The following is a 16,911-nucleotide window of genomic DNA, read 5'->3' on the forward strand; positions in this document are numbered from 1 at the left end:
AGAATCTTAGAAGCTCAGAACCTCAATATCTTAGAATCTTAAAAAATCATTTTTCTATTGGAGAAAATTTTATTGCTGTTCCTCCACCAGCTGCCAATTTGATATCTAAAACAGTTTTGCTGTTTACTTTTTGTTTGGAGATTGTAACGGGATACGGATTTGTTTTATAATTTGCTCCTTCTCCGTCTGCATAAATTTCTGCTTCGTATTCTTTGTTTTTATCTAAAAACGAAAGCGCTACTTTCAGCTCTCTGGCATTTCTATTGGTAATCGAACCTAAATACCAGTTTTTCTCCTCCCAGTCTTTACGGGCGATTGTAGTGTATTCTCCAATTTTAGAATCCAAAACTTTGGTATCTGACCAAGTGCATGGCACGTCTTTTACAAATTGAAACTCTGGTTTTCCTTCATAATTTTCAGGTAAATCTGAAGCCATTTGCAACGGACTGAAAATAATCACGTACAACGCCAATTGATTTGCCAAAGTGGTCTGTACTTTTGCACCAGACGGCGTTTTGTAATCAAAATTGAAGTTACCTGGCGTGTAATCAAACGGACCTGAAAGCATTCTTGTAAAAGGCAAAGTTGTTAAATGCTCTGGCGTATTTCCTCCATCTACAGACCATGCATTGTATTCTTGTCCTCTACCGCCTTCTTGCGACATAAAGTTTGGATACGTACGCTGTAAACCAGTTCCTTTCATTGGTTCATGGTTATCAATCATGATATGATATTTTGCTGCCGTTTCCATTACTTTTCTGTAATGACGCGCTCCGTATTGGCTGTCGTGCCATTCTTTTTTATCCAGATATTTGTTTACGTAACCCGTTTTAACGGAATTCACTCCCATTTTCTGATACAGTTTGAAAGCATCTTCCAACTGGTTTTCATAGTTTTTGGTTGCTCCAGCCGTTTCGTGATGTCCAATTAAACGAACATTTTTCATAGCGGCATATTTGGTAATTTCTTCCAAATTAAAATCTGGATACGCTTTTGTAAAACTAAAAGCAGAACCATCAGCTGTCCAGTCACCGTCCCAGCCTTCGTTCCAGCCTTCTACTAGAACGCCGTCAAAATTGTTTTTCGCAGCAAAATCAATATATTCTTTTGTGTTTTTGGTTGTCGCGCCATGTTTTGGGCCTTGTCCCCAAGTATATTTTTCTAAATGCATTCCCCACCAGATTCCGATATATTTGGAAGGTGTAATCCAAGATAAATCTTCAATTTTGGATGGTTCGTTTAGGTTTAGCATAATAGTAGAAGTGGCTACTTCACCTGGATTTTTACCCACAACAATCGTTCTCCAAGGCGTTTTAAAAGGCGTTTCTGCATATACTTTTACACCATCAGCCCACGGCACTAGATCACTTTTATATTGTTTATCAGTAGTTTTTAATAACGTCATTGAGGCAAAATCAGTTAAATTGGCTTCGTGAATCGCAACATACAATTTGTCTTTCGTTTCAAAAGTGGCTGGTGTATTAATGGTATCGGTTTTACTCATTAAGGTTTTGCGGTATTCGCTTTCGTAATAACTATTTTCACGGTGCACCGGAATCCACCAAACTTCGTTATTGTCTTTAAAAGTAAATTGCGTAACCTCATTAGAGATTTTGACTTTTCCTAAATGCGGCTGTTTTGGAAATTCATAACGGAATCCAATACCATCGTCAAAAACTCTAAAAATAATATCAACCAAACGCTCCTCGCCTTTTGCTTCTTTTAAGTGAACAATCAGTTCGTTATGATGATCTCTTACTTTTTTGAATTCGCCCCAAGGCTGTTCCCAAGTTTCATCTGCCGATTTTTCTTCAGTAGAAACCACTTCAAAACCATCGGTCATTTTAGCTAATCCTTGAAATTCAAATCCCATAAGAGAAGGTTCAATAACCGATTTTCCGTTAGAAGAAAAACTATATTGAGGCTGTCCAGAAGGAGTTAATTCAAAAGTTAATTCGGAGATCTTTTCAGGAGAACTGATTTTATACGTTTTTTTAGTACTGCAGGCCATAGCGAGCATCGATGCAAAAGCCATTAGACAGTATCTATATTTTCTGTTTTTCATTATTTAAATTGTATTAATTACAGCTCTATTTTATTTCGCTTATTACTTGTTTTGCTTTTGCTGGCTGCATAGAAACAAAATAGTTAAATGCTTGGTCGAGTTTTTTCTGAGCTTCTGCATTTCCTTTTTTCTGCACGCGCAAATCATACAATTTGCTGATTTCTGCAAAAACGCTTTCTGTACTTTTTACCCCAGCAAAAGTTTTGATTTTTTCGATAAAAGAATATCCAAATTCAACAGTTGGTTCAATCATGGTTCCTTCTCCGAAATCATTCCACGTAATCAGCTGCAGGTAATTTACATTGGCATTTTTTGCTAAAGCTAAAGTTTCGTCCAATGTTGCTCCGTTATTGTGTTCAATTGTCCATCCAATGGCTGCACCACCTCCGCCTTGAGCGTAAAAATCTTTAAAACCAGGATAAGCACTTCCCATTGCAACACCCAATTTTGGTTTAGTATTGGTGTAGAAATTGGTTAGATAGCTATTGTCTTTGTATACCCAAGCATATTCGCCAGAAGCATTATCTCCTGCTTTTACAGAATGATCCCAAAGTGTTAGGAAAGTCGGTTTTACCGTCAGCGTATTAAAGACATTGGTCCATTCTGCGGGAGTCTGCAAAACGATTGGTCCAAAATTCATTAAAAGCGGTTTGCCATTAATTTTAATATAATTAGCATCAGAAAAATAATTATTTTGTACATAAGCTAAATCTGTTTTGGCGGCGCCAGTTACCGAAATTGCTTTTCCAGCATTTACAACATTGGTCAAAAATCGGTCTTCATAAACAATAGCATATTCTAAACCTACTTTGTCGAGCATTTCGATAAGCTGATCTGTATTTTCTTTAATCATTCCGTAATCGTTGACATCGTAAGTGCCGTACCAATCGATCAGAATTCCATCAATTCCTGAATATTTCATCAACAGTAAATGATTTTCGATCACATTTTTATCGCCTGAGTGATAAGGTCCAATCAGCGGATAATAGTGCGATGCAATTTCTCTTCGGCCGTTTGCTCCTACGTTATTCGGATTTTTGTTTGCCATTGTCCAGTGATATCCCCATTTTTTATCGGCACTGCTTTCGTTGGTTTCAAACCAAGGCATGTAATGCATATAAATTTTGGTGCTGTTGGTTTTCTCAATCGCAACTGGCGCTGTAACTTCTGGTTCTATAGGTGGATCTGAGCCTTTGTCATCGCTGCTGCATCCAGCAACCATCACAATGCTCATCAAACCAAAAACCAATGATGTGATATATCTTTTCATATTGATTTAATATTTAAAGGATTTAAAAAATTTGTTTCACGCAGATTTAAAAAAGATTTTAGCAGATCTATTAAGATTAAATATTATTTAATCTAAAAAAATCTGTTTCAATCTGCAATAATCTGCTAAATCTGCGTGAAACAAAATCACTTTAATGTTTAAGCTAAAAACTGTAAATCTTTAAAAACATGTCAGCCTTCCACGACTAACCAACATGGAAGACTGACATTTAAGAATCTAGCTTTGAGGGTATCCAGGATTCTGTTTTAAGTTTTTATTTGTGGTTAAAACAGTACTCGGAATTGGGAAAATCGCTCTGTATTTTTCTGTTGTACCTTTTGACCACCATGGCTCGAAGAATGTTCCGAAACGGATGTTGTCTGTTCTTCTTCTTCCTTCGAATGTAAATTCTTTCAACAATTCTTGATTTATAAATGCCAAATCAATTGTTGCTGGCAATTCTTCTCCAGCACGAGCCGCTACTTGCTGTACAAATGGTCTAGCCAAATCTGGAGATCCTAAACGAACGTAACATTCTGCCTGCATCATCAAGATTTCTGAATAACGGATTAAAACAAAATCGTGATCGCGTTCCCATTGCTCTCCTGCTTTCATTTCATATTTTGCCAAACGAACTCCTTCATTCTCTTTTGCATCTTCTAAACTTGTTAGGTTTTCTGTATATGTTAACGGTTCTCCGTTATCCATCATGATTACACTTCCTGTTGCCAAATTGATCTGATCGCCTTGAAGCATACATTTTTTTCTTTTGTCTGTATCTGCAAAAGCTGAATATACTCCAGGCTGTGCGCACATTCCGTTTGCACTCCAAGGATAATTGTTTGGAATTGCAGAAATCGCTAATTTTTGATTGTAATGAGCAGACATTGAGTTCATGTAATTTCCAACTGTTCCTGCTTTTGAATCGTAAGGAATAGCAAAAATAATTTCTGGCGAAGTCTGATTCTCTGTTACAAAATTGGCAAAGAAATCTGGCGTTAAACTGTATCCTGTAACTTTCTGGCACATATCGATACAATCTTGCCAACGTGGCTGACCGATAAAGGCTTCTGAATTAAGATACAATCTAGCCAAAATAGAATACGCTACGTTTCTAGTCAATTTAGAATATACCGGAGTTGGATTTAAATACGGAATGGCATCTGTCAATTCTTTTTCAACAAAATCATAAACTTGTTTTCTTGTAGAATTGGCAGGAAGATCTGTGTCTTCAAAATTGGTTACAATTGGCACATTTCCGAATAAATCTAGAAGATTGTAGTAATAATAAGCTCTAAGCGCTTTTAATTCTGCAAAAATCGGCTCTTTGGCTTTATCGCTCAAAGATGATTTATTGATCTGATAAATGATCGCATTGATTTTAGCAATTCCGGTATAGTTGTAACGCCAAGCCGAAAGAATCATTCTATTATCTGCTTTCCAAGTATGTTTTTGCGCATCTTGATATTGTCCGCCATCGTACCAGTTTGTACCTCTTGTCGGAATTGTAGCTTCATCTGAAACTACTTCATTCAAAAAGAAAACATATTCGCAAGTTGGAAAATTATTTGAGATTGCATCGGAGAATCCTCTTAAAGAAGAATAAGCTCCACCTACCAGCGCATCGATTTCTTTGGATGTATTTCCAAAATTTCCGTCTTCTACCTGATCATACAACTGTTCGTCCAAATCAGTACATGATACCGTAAAAAGCATGCTTAAAAGTATTGCTGCTGTTATTTTGATTTTCATTGTTAATATTTTATGGTTATCAATTCGCTTAGTTATTCAGCGTAAAATTTAGTCCAACAGAAATTGTAGTTGGTCGAGGATAATTGTTGTATCTGTCAATTCCAGGAGCAGCCAATCCGGTTGTATCCATTCTTCCAGTTTGATTAATTCCGTCCTGAGCATTTAAACCAATCTCTGGATCTACACCTTTGTAACCTGTAATTACAAATAAGTTTTCTCCCATTACATACATTCTCACTTTAGATTTTTTGTATTTCAATGGTAAAGTATAACCAAAAGTCAAGGTCTGAAGTCTGAAGAAAGAAGCATCTTCGATCCAGTAATCAGAGTACTTAGGCGCAGAAGTAATACCGCTGCTTAAGAAAGAATCTGGCACATTGAAAGCTGGCAATCTGTTTGGATCGTTCAGCATCATGTTTGTAGCATTTAAAGCTTTTTGTCCAAACATTCCATATCCTGAAACTCCAAGATCAAAATTTCCATAAGTAAAATTCATTCCAATACCTAAAGTCAAATCTGGCTGAATGTTTCCTAAATCTGTTTTGTCTTCATCAACCAACGCACTTTCAGCAACCACTTGCCCTGCCGCATTGTAATATTGAATTTTTCCATCTGCATCTAAACCAGCATTTTTGAATCCCCAGAAAGTTCCAACAGGATATCCTTCAGCAATAATCTGAGAATATTGTCCAGACATACCCGCCAAACCATGAAGAGATCCGCTGTAGATAATATCTGTTTTATACGTTGGATTAGACAATTTTTCAATTTTTTGAACGTTGTGTCCAAGCGTTAAATTGGCATTCCAGTTGAATTTATCTCCTTTAATAATGTCTGCATTCAAGGTTAACTCAACCCCTTTGTTTGACATTTCTCCAACGTTTGCCAACATCGTACCTACTAAATATGGAGGCTGAGGCACTTCGTAAGTGTATAATAAATCTTTTGTTGTTTTAGAATACCATTCAAAAGATCCTGTAATTCTGTTGAAAAGGCCAAAATCAAAACCAACGTTAATTTGTTCTGTAGATTCCCATTTCAAATCAGGATTTGGGTTTTGTTTTGGAGAATAAGCCAAACTCCAAGTTTTAGTAACTGGATCGTAGTAACTGTCACTTCCAACTCCTAAAATAGAAAGCGATTTGTACTCTCCAATTCCATCTTGATTTCCTGTAACTCCGTAACCCACTCTAAGTTTTAAATTGTCTAACCAGCCTTTTGAAGATTCCATAAATTCTTCGTTAGAAATTCTCCACGCCGCAGAAGCAGATGGGAAAGTTCCCCATTTATTGTTTTCTCCAAAACGGCTTGATCCGTCACGTCTTACCGTTGCAGTCAATAAATATTTGCCATCGTAACCGTAGTTAGCACGAGCATAAAAAGACACTAAATTTGATTTTCCTTTGTATGAATACACATCATTTAAACGGTAGTTGTAACCAGCTCCTAAATTATTGTAGCTAAAAGCATCTGTAACAAAACCGCCTCTTTGCGCTCCAAAACCTTCGTAGATATTTTCAAGGTAAGAATAACCAGCCAAAGCGCTAATGTTATGCTTGTCGATAATTTTGCTGTAGTTTACATACAGTTCTCCTTGCGCATTGGTATATTCTGCATACGTTCTTTGTGCAAAACCGCCTTCAGTCTGCCCTTCCATAACAGCATAAGATGGTTTGTAAGTTCCTCCTTTTACAGCATTATGTTCTAACGAAATATTTGCTGTAGCTGTAAAGTCATTCAAGAATTTAACATCGGTTTTAAAATACCCTAAAAGTCTGTGTCTTTCGTTATCAAATGTTCTATTGGTTAAAATCTCAACTGGATTTTGATAAATATTTCCCGTTACTTCACTGAATTTTCCATCTGAAGTGTAAACTGGAATCGTTGGGTTTAAGTTATATGCTCTTTCAAAAATTCTGTAATCAATTGGGTGCCATTTGTCAATATTGGCAAATAATCCCATATCAAATTTTACTTCTTTGTTATCTCCAAGAAACTGATAAGCATTTACATTACCGCTTAATCTTTCTAAACCAGAATTTTTAATAACTCCTTGATTGTCTAAGTAAGAAAGAGAAGTTCTAAAACCGCTGTCTGCTTTTCCAGAATTGATGCTTAAAGTATGTGACTGAGAAACAGAGGTCTGCTCGATGGCTTTCTGCCAGTTGGTATTGGCACCATAATCTACCGCATCTGCAATTTGATTTTGGCGAACATATCCTCTCCACTGATTTGCTGAAAGAAGATCTAAGTTATCATTCACATAACCAATTCCCGTTTGTCCGTTGTACACAACAGAAACTCCTTTTGTTCCCGATTTTGTTGTAATCATAATTACCCCATTTGCTCCACGAGAACCGTAAATTGCCGTTGCCGAAGCATCTTTAAGAACGTCAACCGATTTAATATCTGAAGGCTGAACCACATTAATATCTACTCCCGCAATACCGTCTACCACAATTAACGGACTGTTGCTTGCTGTTAGAGAAGTTCCTCCACGAAGACGAATGGTTGCGCCCGCAGCTGGATCTCCAGAAGGACGAATGATATTTAATCCAGCTACTTTTCCTTGCAAAACCTGTTCTGTAGAAGAAATAGTTCCTTTAACTAAATCATCTGCTCCAACTGTAGAAATGGCTCCAGTCAAATCTGATTTTTTTACTTTTCCGTAACCTACAGAAACTACCTGTACTTCTGCCAATGTATAACCGTCATTTTGCAGACGAACCTCAACATTTGATGTACTTCCCGTAACTTGAATTTTTTGTGTAGTCGATCCGATAAACGAAACTTCGATTGCACCTCCTACGGCTACCTGAAGACTGAATTTACCATCAAAATCTGTTGTAGTTCCGTTTTTTGTTCCTACTTCAATGATAGAAGCTCCTGGCAATACCGTACCCGTATTGTCATAAACGGTTCCTGAGATTTGTTTTTTCGTCTGCGCGAAAGTGCTGGCAGAAAGAAAAAGCATAAAAATCATCAATACCGCTCCTTTAGCAGTCCACATTTGATGCAGGACGCTTTTTGTATTTTTACTATTCATTAGAATTGGTGTTTTAATTTAATAGTGATTATTTATCTAAAGTTTTAAGCGGAATCGTAGTATCCGAAATCGTTTTGTCTTTATTGTCTTTTACCAAAACATGGATTTCGCTTAAGTTTGGAACTCCGTTTAGTTCTGAAACTAAATTGACAAAACCTTTAATTTCTGCAGTTCCTCCAGTAAACTCACCAGAAATTGTTTTTGCTCCAGCTGTAATTGTGTAGATCAATTTGTTTACACCTACCTCGTTATTTTTTCTTGACATTCCAAGAAAATCTTTCTGACTGATTTGTGATGGAAAGAAAGCAAAACTTGGCGGCGGTGGCGGAATAAATTCTCCTGCATAAATAACCTGATCGCCAGAATTTGCCGTCCAGTTTTCTGCTACCATTAGGAAATTTATCTTTTCCATAACAAAACCATCTGGAGCATTGAAGTATTGCTTAGGAATAAAATCCATTTTATAAAAACCATTGCCTAAGTCTTTTAATTTTGTTTTTTCAGCAATGTCTGGCTTTGCTGCTTCATACATTTGCTGAATAGCCCAATCATTTAAACCAGCATGCATGTGTACACTTGGAGTTCCAGCAAATGCAGGATTAAGATTGGCATTAAACAAAATACTTACCGGTTTGTCAATTAATGGTTTTGACGGATAGGCTCTAAATAATTCATCTGAAGTGTAAAAAGAGGAGAAATCAGTATAAGCCATGTTTCCAACATCACTTTGTTTAGATCCGTTTTTGTTTTTTAAACGAAACCAGAATCCTGCACTCGCAGCAATTTCTTCTGGAGTTTTAGAAAAATAAGCTGTTGGAGTCAGAGTAAAACTCCAGATTTTATTTCCTTCATATTTCAGTTTTGCAAAGTCAGAAGAGTTTTCCCAATTCCCTGCGTCTGGTTCAGATGGAGACCAGATCCAAATGTATAAATCTTCTGTTTCAGCAAACGTAGATGCCGACATATCAAAATACCATGTAACTTTTTCATCGTATTTGTAAACCACCGGAAAAGACGACATTGGCCCAACAGCTCCAGCATTTTCCTGTGCTGTAATAAAATTAGGCGCCATCAATAAGGCAAGTAAAATTGTATATATAAACTTTTTCATATTACTTTTTAATTAATAGCATTTAATTTAAACACATAAGACAAGAAATCTACACCGCCAGAAGAACGCGCCAGTTGAAGCTGCATTTCTTTAGTTTTACCAGGAACTGCAATCAATCTCAGTTCATCTGTTTTCTGCGTTTTTTGCGCATCACTGTACAAATAGATTTTTGTTCCAACGCCATTGGTCTGCTGAAAATCTGAGCTAAGTGCCCAATACCCTTTTGGCGCAAATAACGGAGGCACATCTCCCGTTACTTCATAACTTGTTGGATTGTTCTTTTCATCTACGTTAAATTTGATTTTAAAATCTTCGTAGTTAAAATAAGTACTCAAGTTTTCTTCGTTTGGTTCGATCTGATTTGCTTTCGCAACTTCATCAACCATTTTCAGATTTGTTAATCCCCAATTTCCATTTACTTTTTCATAAAGGGTAATCGGATCTACGTAGCTTCCGTCATCTGTGTTATCGCATCCAATTGCAAAAAAACACATCATAAAAGCTAGCCAATAAAGACTTTTACATTTCATAAATTTTTGGTTTTCGTTAGTTTGTTATCCCCTTCAAAAGGATACAGCGAAACTAGACGTTAAATAAATCCTAAAAAAAAAATCTGATAAAAATCAAGATGAAACTCAACGACTGAAAAACATAATATATTAATTATCAGTATTTTACAATTTAACTTGCAATTAAAAAATCAAGATGCTGTTTAGATGAAAATAGACAGTTTTTATATGGTGAAAATGACAATATGTAAAATATTTGGTATATTTTTTTCACTATGCATATATATAACTACTTTTTATTGTATAATTGCAAATAAATTGCCTATTTTTAACATTTACAGCTTATTTTCACCCTGAAAATCACCTTTTAAAGCGATGTTATTGAACATTTTATAAAATTCCAGAAAAACAGACTTAGCGTAATCTCAAACTTATTCTTAATTTTAAAACGAATTAACTAACTATATCAGTCAACCAACCTTTTCCTTAAACCAAAACAAAATCATGCAAAGAATATTGATGCTGCTTTTCTTCATAGGAGGTTTTTCTCTTACTGCGAAAGAGACGAATCCTTATCTCGAAGAATTAGATCAGGTTCTCTTAAAAAAAGACATTTACCTGAAACAGAAATATCGAAAAATTGAAACTTTAAAGAAAAACGTATCTAAGTTTACACTCAACCAAAACAACGAAGAGCTGTATAACTGTTATATGGCATTGTTTGACGAATACAAATCTTTTAAATACGACTCGGCTTACTACTATTTAGAGCAATCTAAAATCAAGGCTAAAATTCTAAAAGATCCCAAATTTTTATCCAAAAGCAGAATCAAAGAAGGTTTTGTGCTTTTGTCTTCGGGTCTTTTTAAAGAAGCAATCGATACGCTAAATGTTATTGATGATACCAAATTGGATCAGAAAAACAAATTTGAATATTATAACATCAAAGCACGTGCATACTACGATTTGGCCGACTACAACCGTGATCAGCGTTTTAATATACATTATGTGCAGCAGGGAAATCATTTCTTAAAAAAAGCTCTAGAATTAATCGGAACCAATACAAATGAATATTGGGCTGCAGAAAGTTTAAAGCGTCTCAAACAGCAAGATTGGCGCGGTGCAGAATTTGCCTTCAGCTATTGGATTAACAACTACAACCTTCCACCCGATTATTACGGAATTGCAACTTCGAGCCTCGGTTATATTTATTCTGAAAGAGGTTACACTAAAAAAGCGATTCAATATCTGGCTCTTGCCGCAATTGCAGACGTTAAAAATGCAACAAAAGAAACGGTAGCACTTCGAAATTTAGCCAATGAACTCTTTAAAATGGGCTATTTGGATAAAGCCAACGAATATATCAATATCGCAATGGATGATGCTACTTTCTACAATGCAAGACATCGCAAAATTGAAATTTCGTCTATTCTGCCTATTATAGAAAAAGCACAGTTGAATAATGTAAAAGATAAAAATGATAAGCTGGAAAAGATTATTATTCTATTGACGATTCTTACAGTTATTATTTTCGTTTTTCTCGGAATCATTTTCAAACAATTAAAAGAAAAAAATAAAGCAAGAAAGATCATGGCCGATTCGTACCTGCAACTACAGGAAATGAACGTGAGTTTGAGCGAAGCCAATGCTATTAAAGAAGAATACATCACATATTTTATCAAAGCAACTTCGGCTTTCATTAATAAAATAGATCATATTCAGAAGAGTACGTTGCATAAAATCATTACCAAAAAAACCGATGAAGTTATTGCGAGTTTAAAACGCTATAATGTAAAGGAAGAGCGCGAAAATCTTTTCCATCAGTTTGATGAAATCTTCCTGAAATTGTTCCCAACATTCGTAACCGATTTCAACAAATTGTTCCCGAACGACCATAAATGCATCGTTAAAAAAGGCGAACTTCTGAATACGGAATTGCGAATTTTTGCGCTCTATAGATTAGGAATTCAAGACAGCAGTCAAATGGCAGAATTCCTAGAACTTTCTGTAGCTACCATTTATACCTACAAAACCAGAATTAAAAGCAAATCTGATTTTAAAGATACTTTTGAACAGAAAATTATGGAGATTAAGACGATTTAAGTTTCTAAGGTTCTGAGATGCTAAGGTTCTAAGTTTTTTTTAGCCACGAATTCACGAATTTTTTATTTAATATCTATCGCATAGATTTTAAAATAATTCGTGAATTCGTGGCTATTTCTCATTCCGAAGCCTCCAACTGCAGAACTACATTTTGATAACGTTTACTCAACGAAAACAATTGCTCTGCAAAGATCATCACTGCAATAGGCACAAAGAAAAATGCTAATAAATCTTCTTCGTATAAGAAATAAGTCGAAATCAAAGCCAAACGAGCATATTCTAAATAATAAATCCATTTGCGCTGTTCTAATAAAGCCCCGCAATTGATTAAAGTGAGAATAACCAAAGAAAGTACAAATAGCTTATCGTAACTTTCTAAATAATCAAAATAATAAGTAAAAATGGTTAGGATAAGCGTGCAAAATCCTAATTGAATGTAAAGGTAATTTTTAAATCGAAGCCTTTGATTTGGAGCGGCTTTATCTTGGAGAAAACGCTTTTCTAGAATCGGACGAATATCTTGATCCATATCGGCAGGGCTTCCAAAAACGGCTTTCCATTTGGCTTTAAATCCTTTGGAGCGTTTCATCAATTCGTAGATTTCGAAATAATAATGAAAATGTTGCCACAAGAAACTGTAGCTTTTTAAGGGATGCGTTAATCCGTATTTTGGTTTTTCTTCTTCGGTCTGGAAAGTTCCAAAAAGGCGATCCCAAAAGGTAAACATGTCGCCATAATTTTTATCGAGATATTTTTCGTCAGAAGCATGATGAACGCCGTGAACTGAAGGCGTAACAAATACATATTCCAGCCATTTTATTTTACCGATAAGCTGTGTATGCGTAAAGAACGAATAAGCACCGTGCACAATCAGCATCGTAATCACCATTTTTGGATGAAAACCTATAAATGGCAATACACACCAAAATCCCGTTCTTATAATGGCTTGAAATGTCGTAATTCTCGCGGCTGCCGTAAAATTAAACTCTTCGCTATGATGATGCACAATATGCGCTGCCCAGAAAAAATTGACTTCGTGCCCTAATCGATGATACCAATACCAAACAAAATCGGTCGCGAGAATAAGCGCAAACCAAACTAATGCATTACTCGGAATCTCAAATAGTCTGTAATCATCATAAATCAAATAATATAGCTGATAAAAACTGGCCGCGATAAATAAGTTAATCAAACGCTCCGCAATTCCAATTGAAATATTCGAAACAGAGCTTTCATAATTAAAAATTTCTGGTCTTTTTCGACGCTGTGCAAGCTTATATTCTAAAAACAAAAAAAGAAAAAAGGCGGGCATGGCAAATGCCAGGAAATTAATGTTTTTCATTTTGTATGATACTTTTTTATTCTAAAAATTATTTATGAGCAACTTATTTAAACACATAGAAACATAGATTTTTTTTGCATGCGTAAAGGGAATTGAAAGAAACTAGTTTCTAACACATAGATTGCTTCTGCTTTGTCATCCTGAGGAACGAAGGATCACACTCGGGAATCGACAAAGGTTGGTAGCATTTCTTTGCGGAGTTTCTTGTGTGATCCTTCGTTCCTCAGGATGACAAACTTTTGTCTTAAAAAACTTCGCGACTTCGTGACTTTGTGGCAAAAAAACTCAGCATCTTTGTCGAGTTACTTGCGGAGATCTTTGTTCAGGATGACAAACCTTTTCAAACTGCTATGTGCATTTCAACAAGTAAAACGCCTTTTCTACGTTTACAAAAGCTATGTTTCTATATGTTAAATAATTCCACCTAACGGATTAAAAATTATATTTTAAAGTTCAAGCGAAAAAGACATTTCCATCAATTACGTTCTTATAGAGAGTTAAAGAAAAACGTAATCAACGAAAATGATCTTTTGCAAAATAAACCTGATTTTTAATTCTGCTTATATTGAGGTGCTTCTAGCGCAATCTCTTTTACCGACTGCGTTTCGGCTACTTTTTTCAAAGCAATAATATAAGCCGCAATACGAGGCGTTACATCGTGTTTTACTGCAACTCTAAAAACAGTATCAAAACCTTTTTCTAAAATATCCTCCAGACGTTTGTTGATCTGGTGAATTCTCCAAGACTCCAAAAGCGAATTCTGAAGCCATTCGAAATAAGAAACGGTAACACCGCCCGCATTGGCCAAAATATCAGGAACAACTAATATATTTTTTTCATGTAAAATCTGATCTGCGTCTGAAGAAACTGGGCCATTCGCCGCTTCTATTATGATTCTTGCCTGAATATCTCCTGCATTTTTCTGAGTAATTACATCTTCTTTTGCAGCAGGAATTAATACATCAACATCTAAAAGCAGTAAATCTTCGTGTTTTATAGCAACCGAATTCGGGTATCCTTTTATCGTTTTGTTATTCAGATTATAATATAAAATCAGTTCTGGAATATTAATTCCGTTCGGATTATAAAATGCTTCTGAAACATCGCTTACAGCTACAATTTTAACTCCTTTTTCGTGCAGAAACAAAGCGGAATGTAATCCAACATTTCCAAATCCTTGAATGGCTGCCGTAGCTCTTGCAGGTCTGATTTTTAATTTCTGAAGTGCCAAAAGCGTGATAATGCTTACTCCTCTTCCCGTTGCTTCTACTCTACCCAAAGATCCTCCAGAATGAAGGTGTTTTCCGGTTACCACAGCATGAATTGGTCTTCCGTGCAAAATAGAAAACTCATCCATTAGCCAGCCCATTTCGTCTGGTCCTGTTCCCATGTCTGGCGCGGGAACATCTTTTTCTGGTCCGAAAATATCAGCTAGTGTTTTGGTATAGGCTCTTGTGATTTTTTCTAATTCTGTTTTAGAATGGTTTCTCGGATCGCAAATAATGCCGCCTTTTGCTCCACCAAATGGAATTCCAGTTACAGCAGATTTCCAGGTCATCCAGGCGGCAAGTGCTTTTACTTCGTCAATATTTACAGCGGTATCGTAACGAATTCCGCCTTTTGAAGGACCTAAAGCCGTGTTGTGAATGACACGGTATCCTTCAAAATTCTGAACGTTTCCGTTATCTAAAGTAATAGAAAAGTTTACCGTGATTTGTTTTTCAGGACGCTGCAATTTTTGACGGATAGAATCGTCTAAATTTAAAATGTCTGCAGCAATATTAAAGCGATCAATCATTGATTGAAACGGATTATGTTTTATAATTTCTGAACTCATATTGTATAGTTTTTAGGTTTGGGTTATCTTTTTAGTTTATTAATTCACCGATTGAAATTAATTTCAACACATAGAAACATAGCTTTTGTAAACTTAAAAAAGGCGTTTCACTAATTTCAAAACACATAGCTATGTGTTAAAGCTTGCTTTTTCTTTACTCTTAAACGAAACAATAAAAATCTATGTTTCTATGTGTTTAAAATTTTATTCATTCTATTTTCTGGAACTTCAAATTAGATGCAACACGGAATCTTTATCAGACCGTTGCGCATCAAAATTTTCATATTTCTGTTGGTTCTCATATCTTGATTTTTTAATGATTCAAAAAAAAGCCTTTCATGGTGCAATGAAAGGCTAAAAAAAAAATAACTAACAAGTACTTTCTCTATTAACGCCATTTCAAAACGTGATTCATCATACAGCACATCGCAAAGCTGCAGGTGAAAGACGTCTTTATATTTTGGCTATAGTTTTTCATTGTTGAAGCAAATCTACAAAAATATATTTATAAATTCTATAGAATTAGTCGAGTTTATTTTAAACAAAAGTACAATAGCTTATTAAAACAACTGTAAACTAAAGGATTACGTACTAAAAAAAATTACTGTAATTGCGAAAAAAATATAAAAACAACAGCAATTAGTGCTAAAAACAATCCCAAAACATTGATTTTAGATAGTTTTTCTTTGAAGAAAAAAGCTCCAATAAGAGTTCCTAGAAAAATTACCCCCATATTCATTCCCGCAAAAACAGTTGATGGATTTTCTGCAAATGCTTTATGTGCTTTTAAATAAAAAAGAATATTACTAAAATTGAAAATTCCAACTAAAGCTCCGAAAAGTAAATTCTTCGCAGCCAGTCTCTCTTTTTCAGCAATAATTTTATAAACCACAATTAATACCGAAACGGCAAAGGAAATTATAAAAACAAAAAACAATGAAGTCGTGTAAGGAACAACCGTGTACAACGCAATCTTCTTGAAAAGAATATCAATTATTCCGAAACCAAACAAAACCGCTGCAGGATAAATCCATTTGTTTTCTTGGTTTTCTGAAGGTTTTTTCAAAATAAATAAAAGGGCTGTAAATCCAATTACCACTCCTATTGTTTTATAGGTATTAAAAGCTTCATTAAACAACAGCCAAGCAGCTAAAATCGGAATAAAAAGAGATAATCGCTGTGCCGCATCGGTTTTCGCGATTCCCATATATTTTATTGAAAAAGCCAAAAACAAGAAAACAATCGGCAATAAAATTCCGACTGCAGTATAAATATTCCAAGGCGCTTTATCGTCAAACTCCTGAAGATTTGGACTGAATGTAAAATAGCAAAGTGCAATCGCAACTATATAATTGAACGAAATAATCTGTGATGGATTTGCATTGTATTTTCTAGAAATCTTGAAAATTACACCGACAATAACACTGCAAAGAATACTTAATATAAGGAATAACATAAATTGAATTTTGGATTGTAAAAGTACAGTATTAGCAGAGAAAATGATTCAACCGGTTTTGAAAAATGAGGTAGACCAGATTGTGTTTTTTTTTAAAACACATAGAAACATAGTTTTTCTTTGTCTACAAAAGGCGTTTCACTTGTTTAAACAAACATAGTAATCATTATTCATTTCTCATTTTTGTCATCCTGACGAAGGAAGGATCTCCGCAAGTAGCTCCTCATAGAAATTCGCCAATCTTTGTAGAGTTTCTTACGGAGATCCTTCCTTCGTCAGGATTGTAAAAGTCATTTATTTCGGTAACAGATTTTTCATATCAATTGGTGTTTTTCCATCAATGCCCTGATGCGGTCTTTCATGATTGTAATAGTATAGATATTGCAATAATTCTTCTTTTAATTCCTCTTGAGAGTCAAA

The 16,911-nt window shown here is 35.2% G+C and carries 11 protein-coding genes; 1 reads left to right on the forward strand and 10 read right to left on the reverse strand.

Features of this window, described 5'->3' with window-relative positions; translation table 11 throughout:
- Positions 1-46: 46 nt before the first annotated feature.
- The 6 genes from Q9Q97_RS17655 to Q9Q97_RS17680 all read right to left on the reverse strand — a co-directional run bounded on the left by Q9Q97_RS17655 (position 47) and on the right by Q9Q97_RS17680 (position 9,774).
- Positions 47-2,065 carry a glycoside hydrolase family 97 protein gene (locus tag Q9Q97_RS17655; RefSeq protein WP_306159503.1) on the reverse strand — a complete coding sequence of 673 codons (2,019 nt, stop codon included), beginning with the start codon at positions 2,063-2,065 and terminating at the stop codon, positions 47-49.
- Between the two features lie 25 nt (positions 2,066-2,090).
- Entirely contained in the window at positions 2,091-3,335 is a 1,245-nt protein-coding gene (locus Q9Q97_RS17660; protein ID WP_306159505.1) for a glycoside hydrolase family 71/99-like protein, read from the reverse strand.
- 237 nt (positions 3,336-3,572) lie between these two features.
- Positions 3,573-5,087 carry a RagB/SusD family nutrient uptake outer membrane protein gene (locus Q9Q97_RS17665; RefSeq protein WP_306159507.1) on the reverse strand — a complete coding sequence of 505 codons (1,515 nt, stop codon included), beginning with the start codon at positions 5,085-5,087 and terminating at the stop codon, positions 3,573-3,575.
- A gap of 28 nt (positions 5,088-5,115) precedes the next feature.
- Entirely contained in the window at positions 5,116-8,133 is a 3,018-nt protein-coding gene (locus tag Q9Q97_RS17670; RefSeq protein ID WP_306159509.1) for a TonB-dependent receptor, read from the reverse strand.
- Between the two features lie 28 nt (positions 8,134-8,161).
- Positions 8,162-9,244: a hypothetical protein gene (locus Q9Q97_RS17675; protein ID WP_306159511.1), complete on the reverse strand. Its 1,083-nt coding sequence runs from the start codon at positions 9,242-9,244 to the stop codon at positions 8,162-8,164.
- A gap of 8 nt (positions 9,245-9,252) precedes the next feature.
- Positions 9,253-9,774 (reverse strand): DUF5004 domain-containing protein, encoded by a 522-nt coding sequence (locus Q9Q97_RS17680; protein WP_306159513.1) that lies wholly within the window; start codon positions 9,772-9,774, stop codon positions 9,253-9,255.
- Positions 9,775-10,257: 483 nt separating this feature from the next.
- On the opposite strand from Q9Q97_RS17680, the gene Q9Q97_RS17685 reads away from it, so the two are divergent.
- Positions 10,258-11,856: a DUF6377 domain-containing protein gene (locus Q9Q97_RS17685; protein WP_306159515.1), complete on the forward strand. Its 1,599-nt coding sequence runs from the start codon at positions 10,258-10,260 to the stop codon at positions 11,854-11,856.
- A 118-nt stretch (positions 11,857-11,974) separates the two neighbouring features.
- Here the strand turns inward: Q9Q97_RS17685 and Q9Q97_RS17690 are convergent, their stop codons facing one another.
- From Q9Q97_RS17690 to Q9Q97_RS23285, 4 genes are all read right to left on the reverse strand, one after another.
- Positions 11,975-13,198, reverse strand: a complete 1,224-nt coding sequence (locus Q9Q97_RS17690) for a sterol desaturase family protein (RefSeq protein ID WP_306159517.1) — start codon at positions 13,196-13,198, stop codon at positions 11,975-11,977.
- Between the two features lie 550 nt (positions 13,199-13,748).
- On the reverse strand, positions 13,749-15,035 hold the full coding sequence (locus tag Q9Q97_RS17695) for a Glu/Leu/Phe/Val dehydrogenase (RefSeq protein ID WP_306159519.1): 1,287 nt from the start codon (positions 15,033-15,035) through the stop codon (positions 13,749-13,751).
- 601 nt (positions 15,036-15,636) lie between these two features.
- Positions 15,637-16,491 carry a DMT family transporter gene (locus Q9Q97_RS17700; RefSeq protein WP_306159521.1) on the reverse strand — a complete coding sequence of 285 codons (855 nt, stop codon included), beginning with the start codon at positions 16,489-16,491 and terminating at the stop codon, positions 15,637-15,639.
- Between the two features lie 294 nt (positions 16,492-16,785).
- Positions 16,786-16,911: integrase core domain-containing protein (locus tag Q9Q97_RS23285; RefSeq protein WP_371878203.1), on the reverse strand; the 126-nt coding region annotated here is incomplete at its 5' end.

It is taken from the genome of Flavobacterium sp. DG2-3, assembly GCF_030730925.1.
Classification (GTDB): domain Bacteria; phylum Bacteroidota; class Bacteroidia; order Flavobacteriales; family Flavobacteriaceae; genus Flavobacterium.